Below are 20,129 nucleotides of genomic sequence, written 5' to 3'. Positions count from 1 at the left end.
AACCGGTTAAGGGAAAAAGAATATCAAAACCGCCTTTTAAGCACGTATAATTCAGGATGGTACCAGCTTCAGGCGGCCCCACGCGGCCATTCTGTCCCGGCAAATAACCAGAGCTCCGGTAACCCCAGGGATGCTGGCTGCAAAATTTACCGCCTGTTCGACCATACCTGGATCTTTAACCAGGTTTCCTGCTGCCGTGGCTACAGCATCAGCGAGAGCCGGGCTGGGAGAAAGGATAACTACCGCATCGGCAATACCATAACTCAAAGAGTGCCCTACCGTTCCAGAGGAAGTGCATATACCCAGGGGCGTATCCGGAGGGCGTACTTCTAACGCCAGGCGGTGAGAGAAAGGTGAATCTCCGGCGTAAATGCCAATCCGCCGGAGCCGGGTACTGCGCAGGTAAATGTCCCCTCCGTTTTCTACTATAACATCGCGGCTGAAGCGAGTTAGAACTCTGCCCACTCTTCCAGCAATGGCTCCTGCCACAGCGGCCATAGGACCAACGCCGGCTATCCTGGCCGCTTCAGCCATTTCCTTTACAATAGGAGGGGCATCGGGCAATATATCATAAGGACTGTGAGCTTTAAGGAATGCCGGGTCCCTCTTTATGTATTCTTCCAGGGGAACCCGGCATTGCCGTACTATTTGCGTTACCTTTTCCACCAGTTCGGGAGAAAAGCGCTCCCTGCGCACCCCTATATCCAGATCCGTTTCTCCTACCACCACCTGAAAATAGATCAGGTCTTCCTGCCGGTGGCGATAGCGATAGGTGCGTTCCAAGTACACCTTTACCTCCCTCAAAAAGGTAGCAGCGCAATAACCTGTTCTTTACTTACTCTCCTTAAGCCTTAAAGTTTAACTTCCATGGCCCTGACCGGACAGGCTTTCACGCAGAGCTGGCAGACCACACAGCTATCTCCATCAAAAACTACTTCCATTTCCGGCCTTCGCAGGTGCAGGGCACCGGTGGGGCAGATGGCGGTACAGGCACCGCACATGGTGCAGCGCTGTTCATTACGCACCACCTCATGGGTCAGTGCCTGAACAGTTACACCTTGTTCCCGTAGATAATTCAGACCCTGCTCATAATTGTCCCCACTTAACTCCAGAACCATAATACCTTCCTTCTGAGGGTTAACATTGGCTTTTAAGATATTCATTACCAGATCGTAGTCCTTAACCAGCCGGTAAATGATGGGCTTATCGGAGATCTCGGGACCGAAGCGTAAAACTATTTTCCTGGGCGACATGGCTTTTATCCTCCTCAATATTTAGCCTTTCAAAACCTTTCCCGTCAAACCATCGGCAGGAGAAGGTAGTAATTGTACGGGTTCGGCAAGATAAAATTCTCCATTTTGAATCCATTTCTTTAAAATACCGGCTATTTCCCGGGCCCGTGGATAACTTGATAACGGTGCTGTAGGTACTTCCTTGCCCTGCACTACAATCTTCCCCGACTTGAGCTGGGCATAACTGACATAACCCAGATTACCCGGCTTCCGGTTGGGATAAGCCTCGCCGTAATCAACAATGGGGGCATATAATTCAGCATCGGATGCAGCAGCATAACGGGCAATTTCCTCGTTTAAAATCGGGATGGGCACGCCAATTCCCACGCTTAAAGTAGCTCCGTAGCCCAGGTAACTGGTGCCCATGAGCCAGCGTGGGCTCATCTGCTTTAGATCCCCGATAACCGCCAGGGTGCCACCGGCAGGTCCCAGTTCTCTGCCGCTGTCGGGATCAGTCTGTATGGCCGGGAAGTGCTGGGTGCCGTGCCAGGCCACATATCCAATCCCGCCACCCAGGAAAATACGTGTACCAATTCCAATAGTTTTAAAATGAGGATCTTTGAGTAAAGGGCTTAACTGGCCGGATGTGGAATAGTGAGCGTTGCCCAAATTGGGTTTTAAAATCCCCATATAAGTATATATGGTGCGGTTGGACAGGTTCACTGCACAATTATAATTTTGATAGGCATTACGGGGATTAAATAAAATAGCTTCATTAATATCATGAATGGTAATGGTGGTTTCAATCTCCCGCCGGGGGTAACAGTCGGTGCCGTAACCTATTGCTTTTAAGCGTACAGGCCTCCCTGCTACCAGATCTTCAATCACATGGCCGCCACCATAGCGAAATTCTCCCGGATGATTACTGTTAAGGGGATCATCTTCAGGGAGTTCAGTAGCTCCAATATAAGCATCCACTGCTGCAATGCCCGTATAGGCCGGTACGTTGTTGAGCCAGACCCGGTACATCTTGATACGCGGGGCCGGGTGGCCAAAATTAAGAAAAGCGCCGGAGGAGCACATGGGTGCAAAGGTGCCGGTGGTTACCACATCCACTTCCTGCGATGCTCTGGTTAGCCCCTTCTCCCGGACAATGTCAATGAATTCTTCTGCTGTTACTACCACCGCCTTACCACTTTTTATGCGGGCATTGATTTCCTGATAAGTTTTTTCGCTCATTCCACCTCATCCCTTTCTTGTGTGCTCTACTCCAGACGTTAGAAGGCCTCTTCTAAACAGAAGAGGCCTTCATAAATACGAACCCTCTTATCTGTCAGAAGATAAACTTCTGCAGGAATTGGCACCATTCCCTCGGCCAAGGTAAATACCGCTGGCGGCCTGGCGGTTTACCTTCACCCAGGGCGGTTGCCGGGTTTCATTGGGCCAGTCCCTCCACCACTCTGGATAAGAGCACGCTCTATTTATTTTTTATTTTTAACTGATAGATATTCTAACAACTACCCAGGAAAAAGTCAACGATTTTTAATTCTTGAATTTTTTAACGTCCGGCTTCACAGGCGAAGTACTGGGTTAAACGACTGAGAGCTCGTTTCTCTATACGGGAAACGTAAGAACGGGATATTCCCAGGCGCCGGGCGATTTCCCTCTGGGTACGGCGGGCACCGTCTTTCAAGCCGAAGCGCAGAACCAGCACCTTACGTTCCTGGGGCGATAATTGCTCGAGTTGTTTCCAGAGACGATCCTGTTCCATCTGTCCGGCTACGATATCGCTTACAATTTCCGGATCGGTTCCCAGCACATCTATAAAGCTAATCTCGTTACCTTCTTTATCAACGCCGATGGGATCATAAAGGGAGAGCTCCGTCCGAATTCTCTTGCGGGCCCGTAAATGCATGAGAATCTCATTTTCAATGCAGCGGGAAGCATAAGTAGCCAGGCGCGTAGATTTTTCTGGATTGTAAGTATCTACGGCCTTAATTAAACCAATGGTACCAATAGAAATCAGGTCGTCAAAGTCTTCACCCGTATGATCAAACTTTTTAATAATATGGGCTACCAGCCGCAGGTTGCGCTCGATCAACACCTGCCTGGCTGATTCATCCCCGCTTAACATTTTTCCTACATACAGGGCTTCCTCCTCTTCACTTAACGGTTTGGGAAAACTATTCCCGGCTATGTGGCAGACAAGGATCACCAGACCGTTAATTAACGACAAAACTGCCACTGCCATCAGACCAGGCCCCATGGTATCCCTCCCCCAAAAAAGTAGGCAATATATTTTATGGGGGCAATCAAGAAAAGGTTCCTGGTCTTGAGTTCACTCTCCCGGGTAAAAAAAAGCGGGTAGGCCCGCTCTTTTAAATTTTGTCACGATATCTACAGAGTCACTCCCTGTTTGAAAATGGCAATCTCCCGGAAATCGTTAATTTCGTTCCTGGTCTTGAGTCCGGAGGCCACTTCCAGGATGTACTGCCACAGCTCCCGGGCCAGTTCTGGCAGGGTTGCGCCGGACAACAGGCGGCCGGCATCAAAGTCAATCCAGTTTCTTTTACGGTTGAACAGGATTGAATTGGAAGAAATTTTAACCGTAGGCACAGGACACAACCTAGGGTTTAATACTCTAATGGCCTGGACGCCAGTTATTTCTCTAACACGTATACACCTTCTTTTCCCGGGAATTACTAAAAAAAATGTTACCGGAAGGAAGAAAAATGGCTAAAAGGGAAAGATTTCAGCTCAATGGCCGGGTCAGCGTGCACGATTCGGTCCAGGAAATGTACGAACATATTCGCCGGGACGGTCTGACCAACGTGTGGGACCGCTTTGAACCCCAGGAGAAAATTCGCTGTAATTTTTGCCTGGGCGGGGTGAGCTGCCAGCTTTGCACCAACGGCCCCTGCCGTATTTCGGATAATGTGGGGGCCGTCCTGGGGGTATGCGGTATCGACCGTAACGCCAAGGCCATGCGGGACATGCTTTTGCGCAACGTGATGGGTACGGCCACCTACACCCACCACGCTTACGAAGCCTTTCGCACCCTAAAAGCTACGGCGCAGGGAAAAACGCCTTTTACCATGGCGTGGTGGCCCTGGTCAACTGCACCACTATTTCCACCGGTCCCCACGATTACATGACCGTAGGGTTGGCCAAAGAATTGATCCGGCGTAATATCCTGATCGTCAGCGGGGGTTGCGGTAATCACGCCCTGGAAGTAGCCGGCCTGGCCAACCTGGAAGCGGCGGAACAGGCCGGTGAGGGATTACGGGAAATCTGTCGGTCTTTGAATATCCCACCGGTGCTCAGCTTCGGTACCTGTACCGACACGGGGCGCATCTCCATGCTGGTTACTGCCGTGGCCAATCACCTGGGAGTTGATACCAGTGCCCTGCCCGTAGCCGTTACCGCCCCGCAATACCTGGAACAAAAAGCCACCATTGACGGTCTTTTTGCCCTGGCCTTTGGATTATATACCCATCTTTCACCAACTCCTCCGGTAACCGGAGGTCCGGACCTGGTCAAGCTTCTGACCGAAGATCTGGAAGGTATTACCGGTGGCAAAGTTGCCCTGGGAGACGACCCTGTACAGGCAGCCAATGGTATTGAAGAGCACATCAATAAAAAACGCGCCGCCCTGGGAATTTAAAGTGCACCCAAACCGCATCACCCCTGGCCGTGCCCCATGGCCGGGGGTTTTTATTGCTGGAGACCGGAGCGGCGCCTGTACATTTGCAGGAAACTCAGGCTCAGCGGGTAGGGAACACGCTCATATAGGGAACAGGGAAACTCGGGACAATCCCGGGAACAGTAATCGATGCTCCGGTAAACAGCGCAGGCCAGAACAGGACAACGAAACCCCAGTTTTTCTTGAAAATTGATCTTCGCGCGGGCTTCAATACTATTGCCGGGACCGCAGGACGCACATTTACCCCGGTTGTAAAGGCCACAGGCATCGCAGGCCAGACCACAGGGACCGGTAGCCATAAATAACCTCCTCAACTACAAAATAGAATTGTTAAACGTCTTATTTTTGGTTAATATATTATTTATAGATATGCTTTTTGAGATCCTGCAATGGGTTGGCTTTATCCGCAACATTAAACCCCTTGACATTGGGTTATGGGTGCAGTAAAATTAATAATGCCAGCAAGATAATGTCGGGGCGTAGCTCAGTTTGGCTAGAGCGCTACCTTGGGGTGGTAGAGGTCGCACGTTCGAGTCGTGTCGCTCCGACCAGAAAAATCCCTGAAAGCCTTGAAAATCAAGGCTTTCTAATTTTTTTAATAGAGAAAAGGCCGGCATAGGGTTCCATAAGGAACCCTCAGAGTGTTGAAAAACTCTCCATGTGCCCCGGTTTTACAATGAGGAGCGACCTGGAGTGAGCGCCGCCGGGCCAGGCCGAGGCGACGGGATGAGGCGGGGCCGCGGACCGGATGTCCGCGGAGGCCACCTGAACACAGACTCATGGTGTAATGTCAAGAGGAAATTAAAGGGATTTAGTAGGGGTACAAGGGCAAAAAGGCAATAAAAATTCCTCCAACTACAAGTTAATTGGTAGCTGGTAATAAGTGCCAGTATAGAGGAGTGAGGTAAGAAGCTAAATGTTCACCTGCCCCGGCGCGTAGATTTGGCCTTTGCTCAGCAGCGCATAGACCAGGCGCACAAACTTCCGTGCGGTTAAGACTAAAGCCCGCTTGTGCTGGTGTTTGGTAACCTCGGCATATTTGGCCTGGTAATAGGTGCGGTACTCCTCGTTGTGCACCCGCAACGAGTTGGCCGCCTCCACCAGGTAGTAACGAAGGTAGCGGTTACCGGCCTTGGTAAGGCTTCTGTCCTCGGCATCGAAGTTGCCCGACTGGTACCTGCTCCAGGTAAGGCCTGCGTACTGAGCCAGGGCCGCCTGGCTGGCGAAACGCTTGATATCCCCGATCTCGGCCACGATGCCGGAAGCCAGGACCGGCCCGATGCCGGGGACGGTGGTCAAAGTCTGCGGGATAGCTTCCAGTTCACGGACGATGAGCCTGTCCAGCTTGCGGACCTGACCTTTCAGGAAATCGATATTACTGATGGTCATGGCCAGAGCGGTCTCCACCGCCGAACCCATCCGGGGATGCAGGCGGTAGGCGCGGCGGGCCGTAGCCTTGAGGGAACGGGCATATTCCTTCGGGTCGCCCAGGCGGTTATTACCGTTTTCCAGGATAAAGCCGGCCAGATCCTCCAGTTCCAGGTTCAGTAGCTCCTCGGGGGTATAGTCCTGTAGCACGGCCAGGGAAGAGCGACCGAAGACCGAGCTAAAAGGCTTCTCCCGGCGGTAGTTGGAGAACTTGAGGAAGATGTAGTTATAGGCACGGTTCTGTTCCACCGCCAGCGTCTGCACCAGGTGCAGGCGCAGGCGGGTCAACTGCAGGAGGGGCTCGGTCACCAGCCGTTCCTGGGAGAACGGCGTAAGATGGCCGAAGCGTACCCGTTCGGCAATGGCGAAAGCGTCCAGGCTATCCGTTTTGGGCCGTTTGGGGAAAGACTTCTTAAAGCCCGTCACCAGGGCCGGATTGATCTCGTAGACTTTCGTTTCCAAACCGGCCAGGGATGGTGCGGCCACCAGGAAGTTGCGCAAGTGGACCCCGTAAACCGAGGTAGCCTCCAGACCGATCTCCAGCCGGGTAGCCTGCTGTTTTTGAGCCAGATCCAGCAGGAAGGCGGTCAGCTCGCCGGCCCCGGCCAGGTCATTGCTGAACGGTGGAGGTTTAGGTCCCTTGCCACACCAAATCCGGTAAAGTTAAGGCCTCCGGGGATTGAAAACCGGGGGTTTTCAATTTCGACCGCCGTATTCTGAAAAAGGGCTCGGATAAGCATTCAAGTTTATTTTTAAGAAAGGCAGGTAAAACATGTGACCTTGAAGAGTAATTGCCTGACAACAGCCATGGGGATTATGCCTCATACCGATCCTGAACGCGCTATCGATCTGGCGCTTACGCTGGACATCCCTTTCTGGCCCCAGTTGCCGCGATACAGTTTTTACGAAGACATGTATGTGCAGGTAAGTGAGCACTTTCCGGGGATCAGGATAGACGAAGAAAAGCAGAGGATCCAATTGAACCTGGCCGCTTTTTACGATGAATTGCCGGAGTACGCCGAAAGGAGTTCGGATAAATCGCTTTTTACCCTTTCTCCCATGTATTCGGCCACCCTGCGAGCTTTTTTGACCAGGGATCTGAGCATTTACCCCGCAGTCCGGGGGCAATGCATCGGCCCCTTGAGTTTTGGGCTCAAGATAACTACGGAAGACTTAAAGCCAATTATCTACAACGACGAAGTGCGGATGTTTTTGTTTGATTTTATCGCCCGGAAGGTGAACGCTCAGGTGGAACAGTTGCGAGCTGTTCACCCTGCTGTCTTTGTCTGGGTTGACGAGCCGGGATTGGAAATCCTGTTCAGTTCCTTTACGGGCTATCCCAGCGACCGGGCCAAGGTGGATTTTGCGGAGTTTCTGGCCCAGGTCAAAGGTCTTAAAGGCGTCCACCTGTGCGGCAACCCGGACTGGTCCTTCCTCCTCGAGGGCCTGGACCTGGATATTTTATCGGTCGATATTTTTAGCAACGGTTATATTTTTACCCGTTACACCAGGGAAATAAAGAAATTTCTGGAGGCGGGCGGAATCTTATGCTGGGGGATAGTGCCGACCCTAACGGAAGAGCTATCAGCAGAAGATGTCCTTTCACTCACGGCCAGGCTGGAGGGTTTCTGGATGGACCTGGCGGGTAGAAGTATTCCCCTGGAACTCATCCTGGACCGGGCCTGGCTTGCCCCGGCACGCTGCTGCCTGGTCAACGCGGATGGGCACGAAACGGTGGAGAGAGCTTTTACTGTCCTGCGAGAAATTTCCGGGATTTTACGGGAAAAATACGGGCTAAACTAGGCAGGATAACCGGCAGCCTAAACCGGGAAAATCATTAAAATCAAGGCTATCTGGAGGTTTTTGACTCGTGCCGCTTCGACCAGAATTAGGCCTGCCAGGCCAGTTATGCAGGCCTTTTTATTTTTGTATAAGGTAGGAGTAATAACCCGGGTTTTATAAATATAAGCACCCCCTTAATCAGAAAATATACCAGTCGCATATTTTATCTTACATGAGATACAGTCCCAGATAGCAATTGAAGTAGGAGGAGTAGAACCCTTTAAAACTTTTAATAGGGGGCTGCGAGAAAATGGAAAGATATAATACTCCGCAGTGGGAAGCCAGGGTTAACCAGGCACCGGTGCTGGTTGGAAGCGGGAGAATCATCAGAGAACAGGAAAACGTGGTAGCAGCTACCGGACGTCGCTTAATTGTTTTTGTACCCGAAAATAACGTTTATCGTACGCAAAGTACTGTAAATGTATCTGCGGAGGTATTAAGCCTGGCAGTAGGGATGGGGAATTTTATGCCGGATCAAATTGTTGTCGGCACTCTGGACAAGATCCTGACCTGGTCGGGCCGCGGAGAAGTCATTATTCCTTTCTGGAGCACTCCACCGGAACAGGGGGCCCGTTTTGTCAGTTTGGCCCTTGGAGATGTAAATGGGGACGGGCGTTCAGAAATTGTGGCCGCTGCTGAAGGAGCACGCGCTTTTTATGTTTATGAGCAGCCAGAAATACCAGAAGCAAGAATGAGTTTGCAGTTGCTTACCATTCACCTGGTACCCGGAGTACCACAGAAGATAACTATAACCAGGCGAGAAAGGGCTTTACCCTTAATTGCTGTTGCCTTCCAGGAAGCAAACAACTGGGGTATAGGAACTTTCTTCTTCACCGAAAGGGGGTTTGAAGCCGGACCATACTTGGAACGTCTTCCTGCCGGGGTAACGGCCATGGTATCCGGCAGGTTAACAGGTACCCCCGGGGAGGATATTTCCTGGGGCGGTAATGACGGGAGAATCAGAATAATAAAAGTGGCAGAAACCCTTTCTACTGTATTAACCACGGATAACCTTGGAAGTATTATATCAGCCCTGGCCGTGGGGAGGTTAAACGAACGAGAAGTTCTGGTGGCGGGAACACCTGAAGGATATGTTTTTATCTATCCTTTGCCGGTAACTTCTCCATCGCCAGAAAGGATGATAAAATTAGAAATTCCCGTAAATACCCTGGCCATAACTACCAGCGGCCGGCTGGTAGTGGGTAGTCAGGAAGGACGAATAAAAGTAATCGGGACGAATAACGGGCTATCCTTTTTTACATACCGGGTACGTCCTGGGGATACCCTGTGGTTATTAGCCCGCCGGTATAATGTTGCGGTAGAGGAAATTATACAGTTTAACGGGTTAACCAATCCTGATCGTATTTATCCCGGGGAATTCATAAACATTCCATTACGGAAACACTGAACCCTTACATAAGCATAATTCATCATTATTGGGAGAAAGAATATAGGAGAAAGTATAGTGTCTTTAAAATCACAATGGAGGTGATGTCCGTGCGTGTTGAAGTGGACCAGGATTTATGTATTAGCTGTGGTACCTGCGTGGACACCTGTCCCGAAGTGTTTGATTGGAATGATGAGGATAAAGCCCATGCCATTGTAGATGAAGTACCTCCCGAGTTTGAAGATCAGGCCCATGAGGCGGTAGAAAGTTGCCCCACCAATGCCATTTCAGAATATTAGGTAGAGAGAGACAGGTAGCCTACTCAGGAAATGATCCCGCTACGTTCCACTGGTTTCACGTAGCCCAAGTCCACTGGGAGCACGGTTTTAATACCGTGCTTTTAATTTAAGGAGGTTTAAATCATTATTTAGCGAATATTAACGGGGCAAATGTGAAACAACATTGCTTAATGGAAAAACAATAAAAACTATAAAGGAGAAATATACGTGCGGAGAAGGAAGGTACTGCATGTTATCCGCCCGGCTAAAGGGGGCATGAAAAATCATCTAATTTCCCTTTTATCCCTGGGGGATAAAAATTTTTTTGAACCCCTGGTAGCGTGTCCTCCAGGAAATATGGCCCGGGAAATTAAAGAACTGGGGATAAAAGTTTTTCCCATACCCCTGGTGGGAGAAATCTCGCCCCGTTCTGACTGGCGTGTCGTGCGACAGCTTGTGGATATCCTGACAGCTGAAAAGGTTACCATTTTACATGCCCATAGCTCCAAAGCAGGGTTGGTTGCCCGGATAGCAGCCAGGATAGCCCGTACTCCTGTTGTTTTCATGACCGTTCATAATTCTATTTTCTATGAATTTTGGCCATCCTGGAAAAAGACCATTTATGCCCTGGGAGAAAAGTTCCTGGCCCGCTATACCTATCGCATTTTAACAGTGTCTGAAGCGCTAAGAGAAGAATTATTAATAAAAGAAAAGCTACCACCCGAACAGGTGATTACCATACATAACGGTATAGATCCGGCCCTTTATAGTGATGAGGTTGATAGGCTGGCAGTATTGCGTTCTTTAAGCCTTCCACCTTCTGGCCCGCTGGTAGGAACCATTGCCCGTCTGGCACCACAAAAAGGACTAACGAATTTCATTCAAGCTGCAGCTATTCTATGCAGTAAACATCAGGTTAATTTTATGATTGTCGGAGATGGCCCTTTGCGCAAAGCCCTGGAACAGCAGGCAAACTTCCTGGGGCTTAATGGACGATTATTTTTCACCGGAGAACGGAAAGATATACCCCGGATATTAGCTGCCATGGATGTCTTTGTTCTACCTTCAATCACCGAAGGACTGCCTCTTACCGTCCTTGAAGCTATGGCGGCGGGAAAACCTGTAGTGGCTACCCGGGTAGGTGGCTTGCCAGAAATAGTATTAGATGGAGAAACGGGACTGCTGGTACCGCCCCAAGATCCCCGGGCACTTGCTCAGGCCATAGAACACCTGCTCTTGAAACGTAAAGAAGCAGAAGAAATGGGCCAGCGTGGCAGAAAAAGGGTTATCCGGTTCTTTACTGTAGAAGCAATGGTGCGTAAAATTGAGGAGGAGTATAAAAGTGCCCTTTTAAACCTGGGTTTATTATCTGCCCGCTGAAAGTTTAAATTAATGAGTTATAACCAGTTATTGAATCCGAGGTGACAAAAATTGCAAGCAAAGAGGCCAATTTTTGTATTTTTTATCTTTATTATTACCATTTCATTAGTAATTTCCTTCCAGCCGCCCCTGCAGGCCGGAAATATGCCGGCACTGGAACTTGCCGCTCCTGCCCATGATAAACAGGTTAAACCAATTTTACCCTCTGATCAGGGCAGGAGGGTAATCATGGTTATTGTAGATCGATTAAATCTCGACGACTTAAAAAACTTGAGTGATCTGCCCTATTTGCAAAAGCTGCTGCAGCAGGGTGCCCTGGGTTTGATGAATGGCAATACGGCGGGGGCTCAAACTCCAGAAAATTGCTATGCCACCATCGGGGCAGGTGTGCATATTACTGCTAATGGGACGGCATCTTGGGGATTTAACGCCCGGGAAAAATTAGAGAAGGGTACAGCCGGTGAAGAGTTTTACCGTCGTACAGGCCTGGTTGTTGAACCAGGCTCACTGGTGCAGCTGGGTATTGTACGGATCCATAAACAAAATCAACGATTACCTTATAAAGCTACAGCTGGCGCTCTGGGTTCTGCTTTGCATAGAGCAGGCCTGAAAACTGCTGTCCTGGGGAATGCTGATGTTCCCCAGGGGTTGCGGCGTGAAGCATTAAGTATTGCCATGGACGAACGCGGTATAGTGGACTACGGCAATGTGGGAGCAACCATGCTGGTCAGCGATCCTTCTTTCCCGGGTGGAATGCGAACAGGATATGAAAAATTGCTACAAGCTTTTGATCGCCTGCCACAGGATACTGCCCTGGTTGTTCTGGAAACAGGAGATCTTTCTCGATTGGAGGAGATGCGTACTGATACCCGTGATGATGTATTTAACATGCAGCGCCAGCTTACATTGAAAAGATTAAACGAGCTGGTGGGTAACCTTATATCCCGTCTCGATCCCCAACGGGAACTATTACTGATTATTTCACCCACACCGGGAAAAAGCGATACTGAAAATCCTCAATACCTTACACCTATCATAGCTTATGGAGCAGGGGTTACTCCCGGCATGTTGTCCTCCCCTACTACCAAAAGGGCTGGTATAGTAATGAATACTGATATTGCACCGACGGTTTTACAATTCCTGAATATAGAAATACCTGGAGAAATGACTGGCCAGCCCATGCATATTTCAGCCCGCGAAAAGGTGGAAGTCAGTGTCCTGGACCGCATGTTAAATCAGCTTACCATTACTTACAATATCCGCCCGGGTATACAAAAAGCTTATATATTTTACCAGCTTATCCTTCTACTGGTTTCTCTGTATTGTATTTTCTGGCGGCGTAAAAAGTTGGGGCGGGTTTTGGAGCCTTTCCTGCTCTCGGTAATGGTGGTACCCCTGGTTTATCTTTTATTACCCCTGTTTCCTCAACCAGCAGGTTGGGTTGTTATTCTGGAGCTATTAATATTAACTGTTCTTATAACCCTGTTCACCATATTTATCCATCGCCATGGCCGGCTGGATCCATTTATTTTTCTTTGTTTTACCAATGCAGGGATTATATTACTGGACACTATACTGGGAAATCCCCTGCAAAAAACATCTATTATGGGTTACGATCCCATCGTGGGTGCCCGCTTTTATGGTATCGGCAATGAGTATATGGGCATACTTATAGGGTCTATAATTATAGGTTCCACGTCCCTTTTAACCCGTTTCCCCCGCTGGCGAAAGTTCCTGATAATTTTCATTGGAGGGCTTTATCTTATTACCATTTATATACTTGCAGCTCCACAGCTAGGTACCAATGTGGGGGGGACCATAGCAGCTACTGGCGCTTTTCTTACTACTCTTATCTTACTCAGCGGCCGCTCCTTATCGATTAAAAATGTTATCCTGATTATTCTGGGTGTTGTGGCTGTACTGGTAGCGTTTATGACCTATGACCTCAACCGTCCTTCCTGGTTACAATCTCATATTGGCCGTAACACAGCCCTGGTTTTACATGGTGGCTGGCCCGTGGTGCTGGACATCATTCAACGCAAGTCGGAACTTAACATTAAACTGGTCCGCTATACTATCTGGAGCCGTATTTTCCTGGCCAGCCTGGGCAGTCTGGTGTTGCTCTTCTATCGTCCGGTGGGGGTGATGGCAGCTATCAGGAACAAATATCCTGATCTCTTTCGCGGCTTTATAGGTGTTACCACAGCCAGTATTCTGGCCCTGATTTTCAATGATTCAGGTATAGTGGCTGCTGCCACCACCATGGTTTTTGGTGCCCCACCCATGGTTTATCTGGTACTCAAAGAAATTGATGAAAAATAACCAGTTATGTAAAAGATATCCTCATGAAGACATCTAAATTTTTATTTGACAACAGCAAATCTTATGCTACAATTGAACTTGATTGGAATTGGCCAATCCTGACAAATGTCGAGTTTGTCAGGTGGTTGGATTCCAAAATATTTTTGTCAAAGGGGGAAGATAACTACGATGAAACACTTGGGCCGCCATGTCTTGGCTGAAATTTATGGCTGCGAGTTTGAACTTCTCAACGACATTGAAAAAGTTGAAGAAATTATGGTCAATGCAGCCCTGGAAGCAGGAGCAGAAGTGCGGGAATGTGTTTTTCATAAGTTCAGCCCGCAGGGAGTCAGCGGCGTGGTGGTTATCTCCGAATCTCACCTGGCCATTCACACGTGGCCGGAACTGGGCTATGCTGCGGTTGATGTTTTTACCTGTGGCGATAGGGTCAATCCCTGGGACGCTTGCAACTACCTGACCAGCCAATTTCGTGCCAAGCACATGTCGGCCAGAGAAACCAAACGTGGCATCTTTCCCGTCACGGAAGAAGAAGAGGCTGATCATCAGGTAGCTGTAAATCTTTAGGAGGGGGATTTTTATTAGTACCCGGCTAACCAAGGGCTAGTGAGCCTTGCGATCTGAAAAAGATTGCAGGGCTCACTGCATTTTCGCATACTTTTTCCGCATTTCTTAGCAGGAAGGAAATTTTTTAGCCGCAACGAATCAATACTATGGTAAGGTAATTAAGGAGGTTTATTATGTTCGACCGGGTACTCGCCCCCATTAAAACAGAACTTCAGCAAGCTCAAAATATACTGGCCAGGTCATGCCAGATACGGAATATATACCTGAGCAGGTTTACCCGCCCGGTAGCCGATAGCATTCATAATTTTATTCGCCCTGCTCTGGTGCTTCTATCAGCCAGATTATTTGCCCCTTTAAATATGCAGGCTGTAGCTCTGGCGGCTGTAATCCAGCTTATTTACCTGGCTACATGCCTGCATCGCAACGTGCAGGAGAATACCGTTTCCGGGAGCCCCAGAGATGGTTACCAGTTTCCGGTACTCGTGGGAGATTATTTTTACAGCTGTTTTTTTACTTGCTTATGCGAACACGGTGTAATTAAGTACTTAGAACCCCTTTCAAAAATTATCTGTGAAATAAATGAAGGCGGCATCCTGCGCATTAAAAATGAGGATGAGCTGCAAAATACGGATTTGCTCAAGCAAATAGTTTTTAAAGAAACAGCTATCCTTTTTGGTGTAGGCTGTCGCCTGGCCGGTGACCTGACAGGTGCCACAAAAAAGGAACAGGATGCACTGGAAAAATTGGGAGTAAGTTTTGGCATGGCTCTTGGATTGAGTGAATACGCCCTGGAAACCGGCAATTATTATAAGGAAGCTCTTACAGCCTTAACCAGCTTACCACCTGGGGAAAATCGTGATGCCCTGGAAAAATTGATTTGTTTTATTCTAGAGCAAAATATGGGGCTGGCTCTACAGCTTAAATAACTTTAGAAGGAGCTAGATTGATGCACATCCCACCACCTTACCGTAGTAAGGAAGAATACGTTCATGCAATTTTTTCTTCCATAGCACATCGCTACGACTGGTTAAACACTGCCCTTAGTTTTAACCGGGATAAATACTGGCGTCGTTTTGCCGCTGCTCAAACCGGATTGCAACCAGGTGGTTGTGGGCTGGATGTATGCTGCGGAACAGGAATGCTCACCATCGAGCTGGCACGCCTGGCCGGACCCGGGGGCCGGGTTATAGGGCTGGATTTCTGTGAAAAAATGCTGCTTAAGGGCAGGGAAAACGTTAGCAAAACTCCTTATTCCGGGCAGATCCAGTTTGTACAGGGAAATGCTGTTGACCTTCCCTTTCCTGATAATACTTTTGATTGTGCCACCATTGGCTTTGCCCTGCGCAATGTACCGGATATACGAAAAACTATCAGTGAAATGGCGCGGGTGGTTCGGCCGGGGGGGAAGGTGGTTTCTCTGGAATTGTCCAAGCCCAGCTTACCTGTTTTCAAGCAACTTTATTATTTTTATTTCAACCACCTGGTGCCTTTGCTCGGCCGTCTGGGAGTAGGTTTTGATGGTCCATACAGTTACCTGCCCAATTCCTTAAAAGATTTTCCACACCAGCAAGAAATAAAAGAACTCTTCCGTGAAACAGGCCTTGCTGACGCCCGTTATTACGAACTGACAGGAGGAATAGTTACCGTACACGTAGGCACCGTAACTTAACCTGGAGGTAACATTATGGCTTATAAAGATTTGCGAGCCTTCATTAATAAGCTGGAACAAAAAGGTTTATTAAAAAGAATTACTACAGAAGTTGATGTGGAACTGGAAATAACAGAAATCACCGACCGGGTATGTAAAGCGGGCGGGCCGGCATTATTATTTGAAAATGTTCGCGGCTACAACATACCTGTGCTAACCAATGCCTTTGGTTCGCTGGAGCGTATGTGCCTGGCCCTGGAGGTAGAAAATTTAGATCAGATCGGCGAAGAACTGGTCGATATACTGCAGCCTGGCGATCTGCCTGTAACTTTCCTGGACAAGCTAAAAGCTATACCAAAACTTGCCCGTTTGTCTTCATATTTACCCAGAAAAGTTCAATCCGGCCCATGTAAAGAGGTAATTGTGCGGGAAAATCCTTCTCTCAAGGAACTCCCTATTCTCAAATGCTGGCCACAGGATGGCGGTCCATATATTACCCTGCCCCTTGTTTTTACCAGGGATCCAGTTACAGGTCAGCGCAATGTAGGTATGTACAGGATGCAGGTTTTTGATGAACGTACCACCGGTATGCACTGGCACATCCATAAGGGGGGAGCAGAACATATCAGGAAGTATTCAGGACCCATGCCCGTAGCGGTGGTTATAGGTGCTGATCCAGCAGTTATTTACGCTGCTACAGCTCCCCTGCCTTCTGGTATAGACGAAATGCTCTTTGCCGGTTTCTTGCGTAAAGAACCGGTGGAGCTGGTACGCTGCGAAACTATAGATCTGGAGATCCCTGCAAATGCTGAAATAGTACTGGAAGGTTACGTGGATCCACGGGAGACCCGCCTGGAAGGTCCCTTTGGCGACCATACGGGTTACTATTCACTGCCAGATCACTATCCGGTCTTCCATTTAACCTGTATCACCAGGCGCAAAAATCCCATCTATACCGCAACCGTAGTGGGCAGGCCTCCAATGGAAGACGCTTACCTTGGGAAAGCTACGGAACGTATCTTTTTGCCCCTCATCCGGTTACAGCTGCCGGAGATTGTTGATATGAATATGCCCTTCGAGGGAGTGTTTCACAACTGTGTAATTGTTTCCATCAGGAAACAATACCCCGGGCAGGCTAAAAAGGTGATGTGTGCCCTGTGGGGAATGGGCTTGATGATGCTGGCCAAGCTAATCATTGTGGTGGATGAAAACGTTGATGTCCAAAACCTTTCCGAAGTAATGTGGAGGGTATTTAACAATGTCGATCCCCGGCGGGATGTCCTGATGGTAGACGGCCCGCTCGACGCTCTGGATCATGCTTCGCCCCTGCCTCTTTATGGTAGTAAAATGGGAATTGACGCTACGCGTAAAGGTCCCGGGGAGGGACATTTGAGGGAATGGCCTCCGGATATAGAAATGGATGAAAGCATTAAGGAACTGGTAAACAGGAAGTGGGCAAGTTATGGCTTATAGGGTAGTATATAAAACACGCATTATTCTGGAAATGATCAAGTTTGAACATACCATATTTGCCCTTCCTTTCGCTTATGTGGGCGCACTGCTGGTCCAAAAACAAATACCAGACCTGCATAACCTGCTCTGGATAACCCTGGCCATGGTGGGAGCCCGCACCGCCGCCATGTCTCTTAACCGGTTAATTGACCGTCATATAGATGCCCTGAACCCCCGTACAGCCAACCGTGCGCTGCCCCGCGGGCTGGTCAGGGTAAAGGAAGTATGGTTGCTGGTTATTTTGTCCTTTGCCCTGTTGCTTTTCTCGGCCTACCAGTTGAGCCCTCTGGCATTTAAGCTTTCTCCCGTTGCTGTGGCGGTACTTTCTTTTTATTCATATACCAAGCGTTTTTCCTGGACCTGCCATCTTTTTCTGGGCCTGGCCCTGGGGCTGGCCCCGGTAGGTGCCTGGATTGCTATCGCCAACCGTTTTGATCTGGCCCCTATCCTGCTCGGTCTGGGAGTTCTTTTTTGGGTGGCGGGTTTTGACATTATCTACGCCTGTGATGATTATGATTTCGACAGGAAATATGGGATTTACTCCATTCCAGCTCGTTTTGGTCTGGAGCGGGCCTTATTAATTTCTGCTTTCTTTCATATCATTGCTCCTTTGTTTTTTGTGGCCGTATTTTTCGTATTGCATCTGGGTTTGTTTTACCTGATAGGTGTGCTGATTGCGGTAGTTCTATTATTCAAGCAGCATAAACTGATATCCCCCCATGATCTTTCCCGTGCCGGGGTGGCGTTCTTTAATCTTAACGGAACATTAAGTATGGTAATGTTTATCTTTACCCTTATAGATGTGCTCTTTCCTTTGCACCTTTTTTAGCCGGAGTTAGCCAATTTAAATCAGGGAAAGGGAGAATGAGGTTATGAATAATTTCATTGTTTCTGAGGAACTAAAAGACATCGCCGAAAAAGTACAAGCCGGGGAGCGTTTAAGCTTTGAGGATGGGGTGCGCTTATTTAAATCGAACGACCTTTTAACCATTGGTTACCTGGCAGATCTGGTTCGCCGGCGTAAAAATGGAGACCGGGCTTTTTTCGTTGTTAACAGGCATATTAATCATACCAATATTTGTATTAACCGTTGTCCGCTGTGTGCCTTTGGCAAGGATCCGGGTGATCGGGGAGCCTACACCATGACCCTCGACGAAATAGAAAGCCGGGCAAAGGAATGTCGGGGGCAGGGTGTCTCGGAAATACACATTGTAGGTGGTTTGAATGAAGCCCTGGACCTTGAATATTATCTGGAAATGATACGCCGGACACGGCGGGCTCTGCCGGGAGTATTAATTCAGGCTTTTACGGCTGTGGAGGTAGATTATCTGGCCCGCAGCAACGGTATTTCCCTTAAAAGAACCCTGGAGCTGCTCAAAGAAGCCGGGCTGGATTCTCTACCCGGTGGGGGGGCTGAAATTTTTGCCCCCCGGGTTCGGGAGCGGATTTGCCCGCGTAAAATTAGCGGGGAGCGCTGGCTGGAAGTGCATGAAACGGCTCACAACCTGGGCATACGGACCAATGCTACCATGCTTTACGGTCATATCGAGACCGTCGAAGAACGGGTAGAACACTTAATCCGTCTCCGGGAACTGCAGGACCGTACCGGTGGTTTTTTGGCGTTTATACCACTGGCGTTTCATCCCAAAAATACCGGCCTTGAATCCCTGGAACTGACCGGCACCACCGGCTATGAAGATTTAAAAGTGCTGGCCGTTTCACGACTCATACTGGATAATTTTGATCATATCAAAGCCTTCTGGATCATGATCGGTCCCAAACTGGCACAGGTAGCCCTCTCTTTCGGGGTGGACGATTTGGACGGCACGGTAGTAGAGGAAAAGATTGCTCATGATGCAGGTGCGGAAACTGAACAGCATATGCCCAGGGAAAAGCTCATTAAAATGATCCGGGCAGCGGGGCGGATTCCGGTAGAACGGGATACCCTGTACAATGTACTCTGGGAGGGGTTACAGTGACGTGGTTAAGCCTGGGGCAGATAGAATACCTGAACTGCCTGCCTGTCTATCATGCGCTGGAAGAAGGATTGATCCCGTTAAACGGTGAACTGGTTAAAGGACCTCCTACCAGGCTAAACCGCATGTTTTTAGAGGGCGCTCTCCACTGCACCCCTCTTTCTTCCATTGAATATGCGAAACACGCAGGGGATTGTTTCATTTTACCCCACCTGTCCATAGCGAGCGATGGAAGAGTGGCCAGCGTACTTTTTTTCAGCCACCTCCCGGTTACAGAACTGGAAGGAAAAAAAATATGTGTAACCACAGCTTCGGCCACTTCAGTAGTTTTGTTAAGGATTCTTTTTGAACATTATTATCATGTGGAAGTGGAGTTTCACCCTGTAAAAGCAGATCTTAAAACCATGCTGGAGATGGGAGAAGGTGTTTTACTCATAGGGGATAACGCCATGCAGGCTCACCAGCAGGTGATCAGGGAAGGCTTACCGGTATTTGTTACCGACCTGGGCCAGGCCTGGAAAGACTTTACAGGAGAAAAAATGGTTTATGCTTTATGGGTAATCAGAAGGGAATTTGCCGAAGCCTATCCTCAGGAAGCTAATGCTATGGCCGAATTATTGTATAGCTCATTAAAGATAGGGATGAATAATTTACCCGTATTGATTAAAAAAGCCCACCGGCGAACGGGATTGCCTCCTCAGGTGCTGGAAGATTACTTCCACACCATTCGTTACAATTTTGATGACAGCTACCGCCGGGCATTGCTTACTTTTTATGATTATGCCTATAAGAGTGGTATTATTGAGGAACGGGTAAAGCTTTTTATCTGGGGTGAAGATACGTGCCAGGTGTAACAT

At 48.8% G+C, this 20,129-nt stretch carries 19 protein-coding genes, 1 tRNA gene, 2 pseudogenes and 1 riboswitch; of the genes and pseudogenes, 15 read left to right on the top strand and 7 right to left on the bottom strand.

Annotated elements, in window-relative coordinates:
- Positions 1-51 precede the first annotated feature (51 nt).
- From BR83_RS16675 to BR83_RS0106300, 5 genes are all read right to left on the bottom strand, one after another.
- Positions 52-783: a UPF0280 family protein gene (locus tag BR83_RS16675; RefSeq protein WP_084327083.1), complete on the bottom strand. Its 732-nt coding sequence runs from the start codon at positions 781-783 to the stop codon at positions 52-54.
- Positions 784-851: 68 nt separating this feature from the next.
- Positions 852-1,253 (bottom strand): NIL domain-containing protein, encoded by a 402-nt coding sequence (locus tag BR83_RS0106315; protein WP_027356366.1) that lies wholly within the window; start codon positions 1,251-1,253, stop codon positions 852-854.
- A gap of 21 nt (positions 1,254-1,274) precedes the next feature.
- Positions 1,275-2,471, bottom strand: coding sequence for a homocysteine biosynthesis protein (locus BR83_RS0106310; RefSeq protein ID WP_027356365.1), 1,197 nt, complete (start codon positions 2,469-2,471; stop codon positions 1,275-1,277).
- A gap of 84 nt (positions 2,472-2,555) precedes the next feature.
- Positions 2,556-2,703, bottom strand: a riboswitch (SAM riboswitch).
- A gap of 87 nt (positions 2,704-2,790) precedes the next feature.
- Positions 2,791-3,498, bottom strand: coding sequence for an RNA polymerase sporulation sigma factor SigK (gene sigK / locus BR83_RS0106305; RefSeq protein ID WP_034634637.1), 708 nt, complete (start codon positions 3,496-3,498; stop codon positions 2,791-2,793).
- Positions 3,499-3,629: 131 nt separating this feature from the next.
- Complete coding sequence (locus BR83_RS0106300; RefSeq protein ID WP_027356363.1) at positions 3,630-3,848, bottom strand: UxaA family hydrolase; 219 nt, start codon at positions 3,846-3,848, stop codon at positions 3,630-3,632.
- Between the two features lie 95 nt (positions 3,849-3,943).
- On the opposite strand from BR83_RS0106300, the gene BR83_RS17860 reads away from it, so the two are divergent.
- Together BR83_RS17860 and BR83_RS17855 are read left to right on the top strand one after the other, a co-directional pair.
- The gene (locus BR83_RS17860) at positions 3,944-4,387 is read left to right on the top strand and encodes a hypothetical protein (RefSeq protein WP_027356362.1); all 444 of its coding nucleotides are present in this window, start codon (positions 3,944-3,946) and stop codon (positions 4,385-4,387) included.
- Positions 4,330-4,896, top strand: a pseudogene (locus tag BR83_RS17855) (anaerobic carbon-monoxide dehydrogenase catalytic subunit); the annotation flags it as partial. The gene BR83_RS17860 and the pseudogene BR83_RS17855, both read left to right, overlap by 58 nt.
- Positions 4,897-4,946: 50 nt before the next feature.
- On the opposite strand, the gene BR83_RS0106285 reads toward BR83_RS17855, so the two are convergent.
- Positions 4,947-5,234 (bottom strand): DUF3795 domain-containing protein, encoded by a 288-nt coding sequence (locus BR83_RS0106285; RefSeq protein WP_027356360.1) that lies wholly within the window; start codon positions 5,232-5,234, stop codon positions 4,947-4,949.
- Between the two features lie 174 nt (positions 5,235-5,408).
- Between BR83_RS0106285 and BR83_RS0106280 the strand changes: the two genes are divergently transcribed.
- A tRNA-Pro gene (locus BR83_RS0106280) sits at positions 5,409-5,486 on the top strand.
- Positions 5,487-5,847: 361 nt separating this feature from the next.
- Here the strand turns inward: BR83_RS0106280 and BR83_RS15230 are convergent.
- A pseudogene (locus tag BR83_RS15230) lies at positions 5,848-6,984 on the bottom strand (IS110 family RNA-guided transposase); the annotation flags it as partial.
- A gap of 153 nt (positions 6,985-7,137) precedes the next feature.
- On the opposite strand from BR83_RS15230, the gene BR83_RS0106265 reads away from it, so the two are divergent.
- The 12 genes from BR83_RS0106265 to BR83_RS0106210 all read left to right on the top strand — a co-directional run bounded on the left by BR83_RS0106265 (position 7,138) and on the right by BR83_RS0106210 (position 20,126).
- A complete protein-coding gene (locus BR83_RS0106265; RefSeq protein ID WP_027356358.1) occupies positions 7,138-8,166 on the top strand; it encodes a uroporphyrinogen decarboxylase/cobalamine-independent methonine synthase family protein in 1,029 nt (342 codons plus the stop codon).
- A 289-nt stretch (positions 8,167-8,455) separates the two neighbouring features.
- On the top strand, positions 8,456-9,613 hold the full coding sequence (locus tag BR83_RS16930) for a LysM peptidoglycan-binding domain-containing protein (protein ID WP_034634636.1): 1,158 nt from the start codon (positions 8,456-8,458) through the stop codon (positions 9,611-9,613).
- A gap of 89 nt (positions 9,614-9,702) precedes the next feature.
- Complete coding sequence (locus BR83_RS0106255) at positions 9,703-9,891, top strand: ferredoxin (RefSeq protein WP_027356356.1); 189 nt, start codon at positions 9,703-9,705, stop codon at positions 9,889-9,891.
- A 207-nt stretch (positions 9,892-10,098) separates the two neighbouring features.
- Positions 10,099-11,250, top strand: a complete 1,152-nt coding sequence (locus BR83_RS15220) for a glycosyltransferase family 4 protein (protein WP_034634634.1) — start codon at positions 10,099-10,101, stop codon at positions 11,248-11,250.
- A 228-nt stretch (positions 11,251-11,478) separates the two neighbouring features.
- Positions 11,479-13,572 carry an alkaline phosphatase family protein gene (locus BR83_RS15215; protein WP_157832972.1) on the top strand — a complete coding sequence of 698 codons (2,094 nt, stop codon included), beginning with the start codon at positions 11,479-11,481 and terminating at the stop codon, positions 13,570-13,572.
- Positions 13,573-13,740: 168 nt separating this feature from the next.
- The gene (speD, locus tag BR83_RS0106240; protein WP_027356355.1) at positions 13,741-14,136 is read left to right on the top strand and encodes an adenosylmethionine decarboxylase; all 396 of its coding nucleotides are present in this window, start codon (positions 13,741-13,743) and stop codon (positions 14,134-14,136) included.
- A 173-nt stretch (positions 14,137-14,309) separates the two neighbouring features.
- Positions 14,310-15,062 carry a heptaprenyl diphosphate synthase component 1 gene (locus tag BR83_RS15210; RefSeq protein WP_051617967.1) on the top strand — a complete coding sequence of 251 codons (753 nt, stop codon included), beginning with the start codon at positions 14,310-14,312 and terminating at the stop codon, positions 15,060-15,062.
- A gap of 20 nt (positions 15,063-15,082) precedes the next feature.
- Positions 15,083-15,805 carry a demethylmenaquinone methyltransferase gene (locus BR83_RS0106230; RefSeq protein ID WP_034634632.1) on the top strand — a complete coding sequence of 241 codons (723 nt, stop codon included), beginning with the start codon at positions 15,083-15,085 and terminating at the stop codon, positions 15,803-15,805.
- 15 nt (positions 15,806-15,820) lie between these two features.
- Positions 15,821-17,257 carry a menaquinone biosynthesis decarboxylase gene (locus BR83_RS0106225; RefSeq protein WP_027356353.1) on the top strand — a complete coding sequence of 479 codons (1,437 nt, stop codon included), beginning with the start codon at positions 15,821-15,823 and terminating at the stop codon, positions 17,255-17,257.
- Positions 17,247-18,125 carry a UbiA-like polyprenyltransferase gene (locus BR83_RS0106220; protein ID WP_027356352.1) on the top strand — a complete coding sequence of 293 codons (879 nt, stop codon included), beginning with the start codon at positions 17,247-17,249 and terminating at the stop codon, positions 18,123-18,125. Before BR83_RS0106225 ends, BR83_RS0106220 begins: the two co-directional genes overlap by 11 nt.
- Positions 18,126-18,168: 43 nt before the next feature.
- Positions 18,169-19,275 (top strand): aminofutalosine synthase MqnE, encoded by a 1,107-nt coding sequence (mqnE, locus tag BR83_RS0106215; RefSeq protein WP_027356351.1) that lies wholly within the window; start codon positions 18,169-18,171, stop codon positions 19,273-19,275.
- Entirely contained in the window at positions 19,272-20,126 is an 855-nt protein-coding gene (locus tag BR83_RS0106210; protein ID WP_027356350.1) for a menaquinone biosynthetic enzyme MqnA/MqnD family protein, read from the top strand. Before mqnE ends, BR83_RS0106210 begins: the two co-directional genes overlap by 4 nt.
- The last annotated feature ends 3 nt before the right edge of the window (positions 20,127-20,129 follow it).

Origin of the sequence: Desulfofundulus thermocisternus DSM 10259 (assembly GCF_000686645.1) — a bacterium.
Lineage (GTDB): Bacteria > Bacillota > Desulfotomaculia > Desulfotomaculales > Desulfovirgulaceae > Desulfofundulus > Desulfofundulus australicus.
The sequence above is the reverse complement of the archived record's forward strand: the minus strand, read 5'-3'. Positions and strand labels throughout refer to the sequence as shown.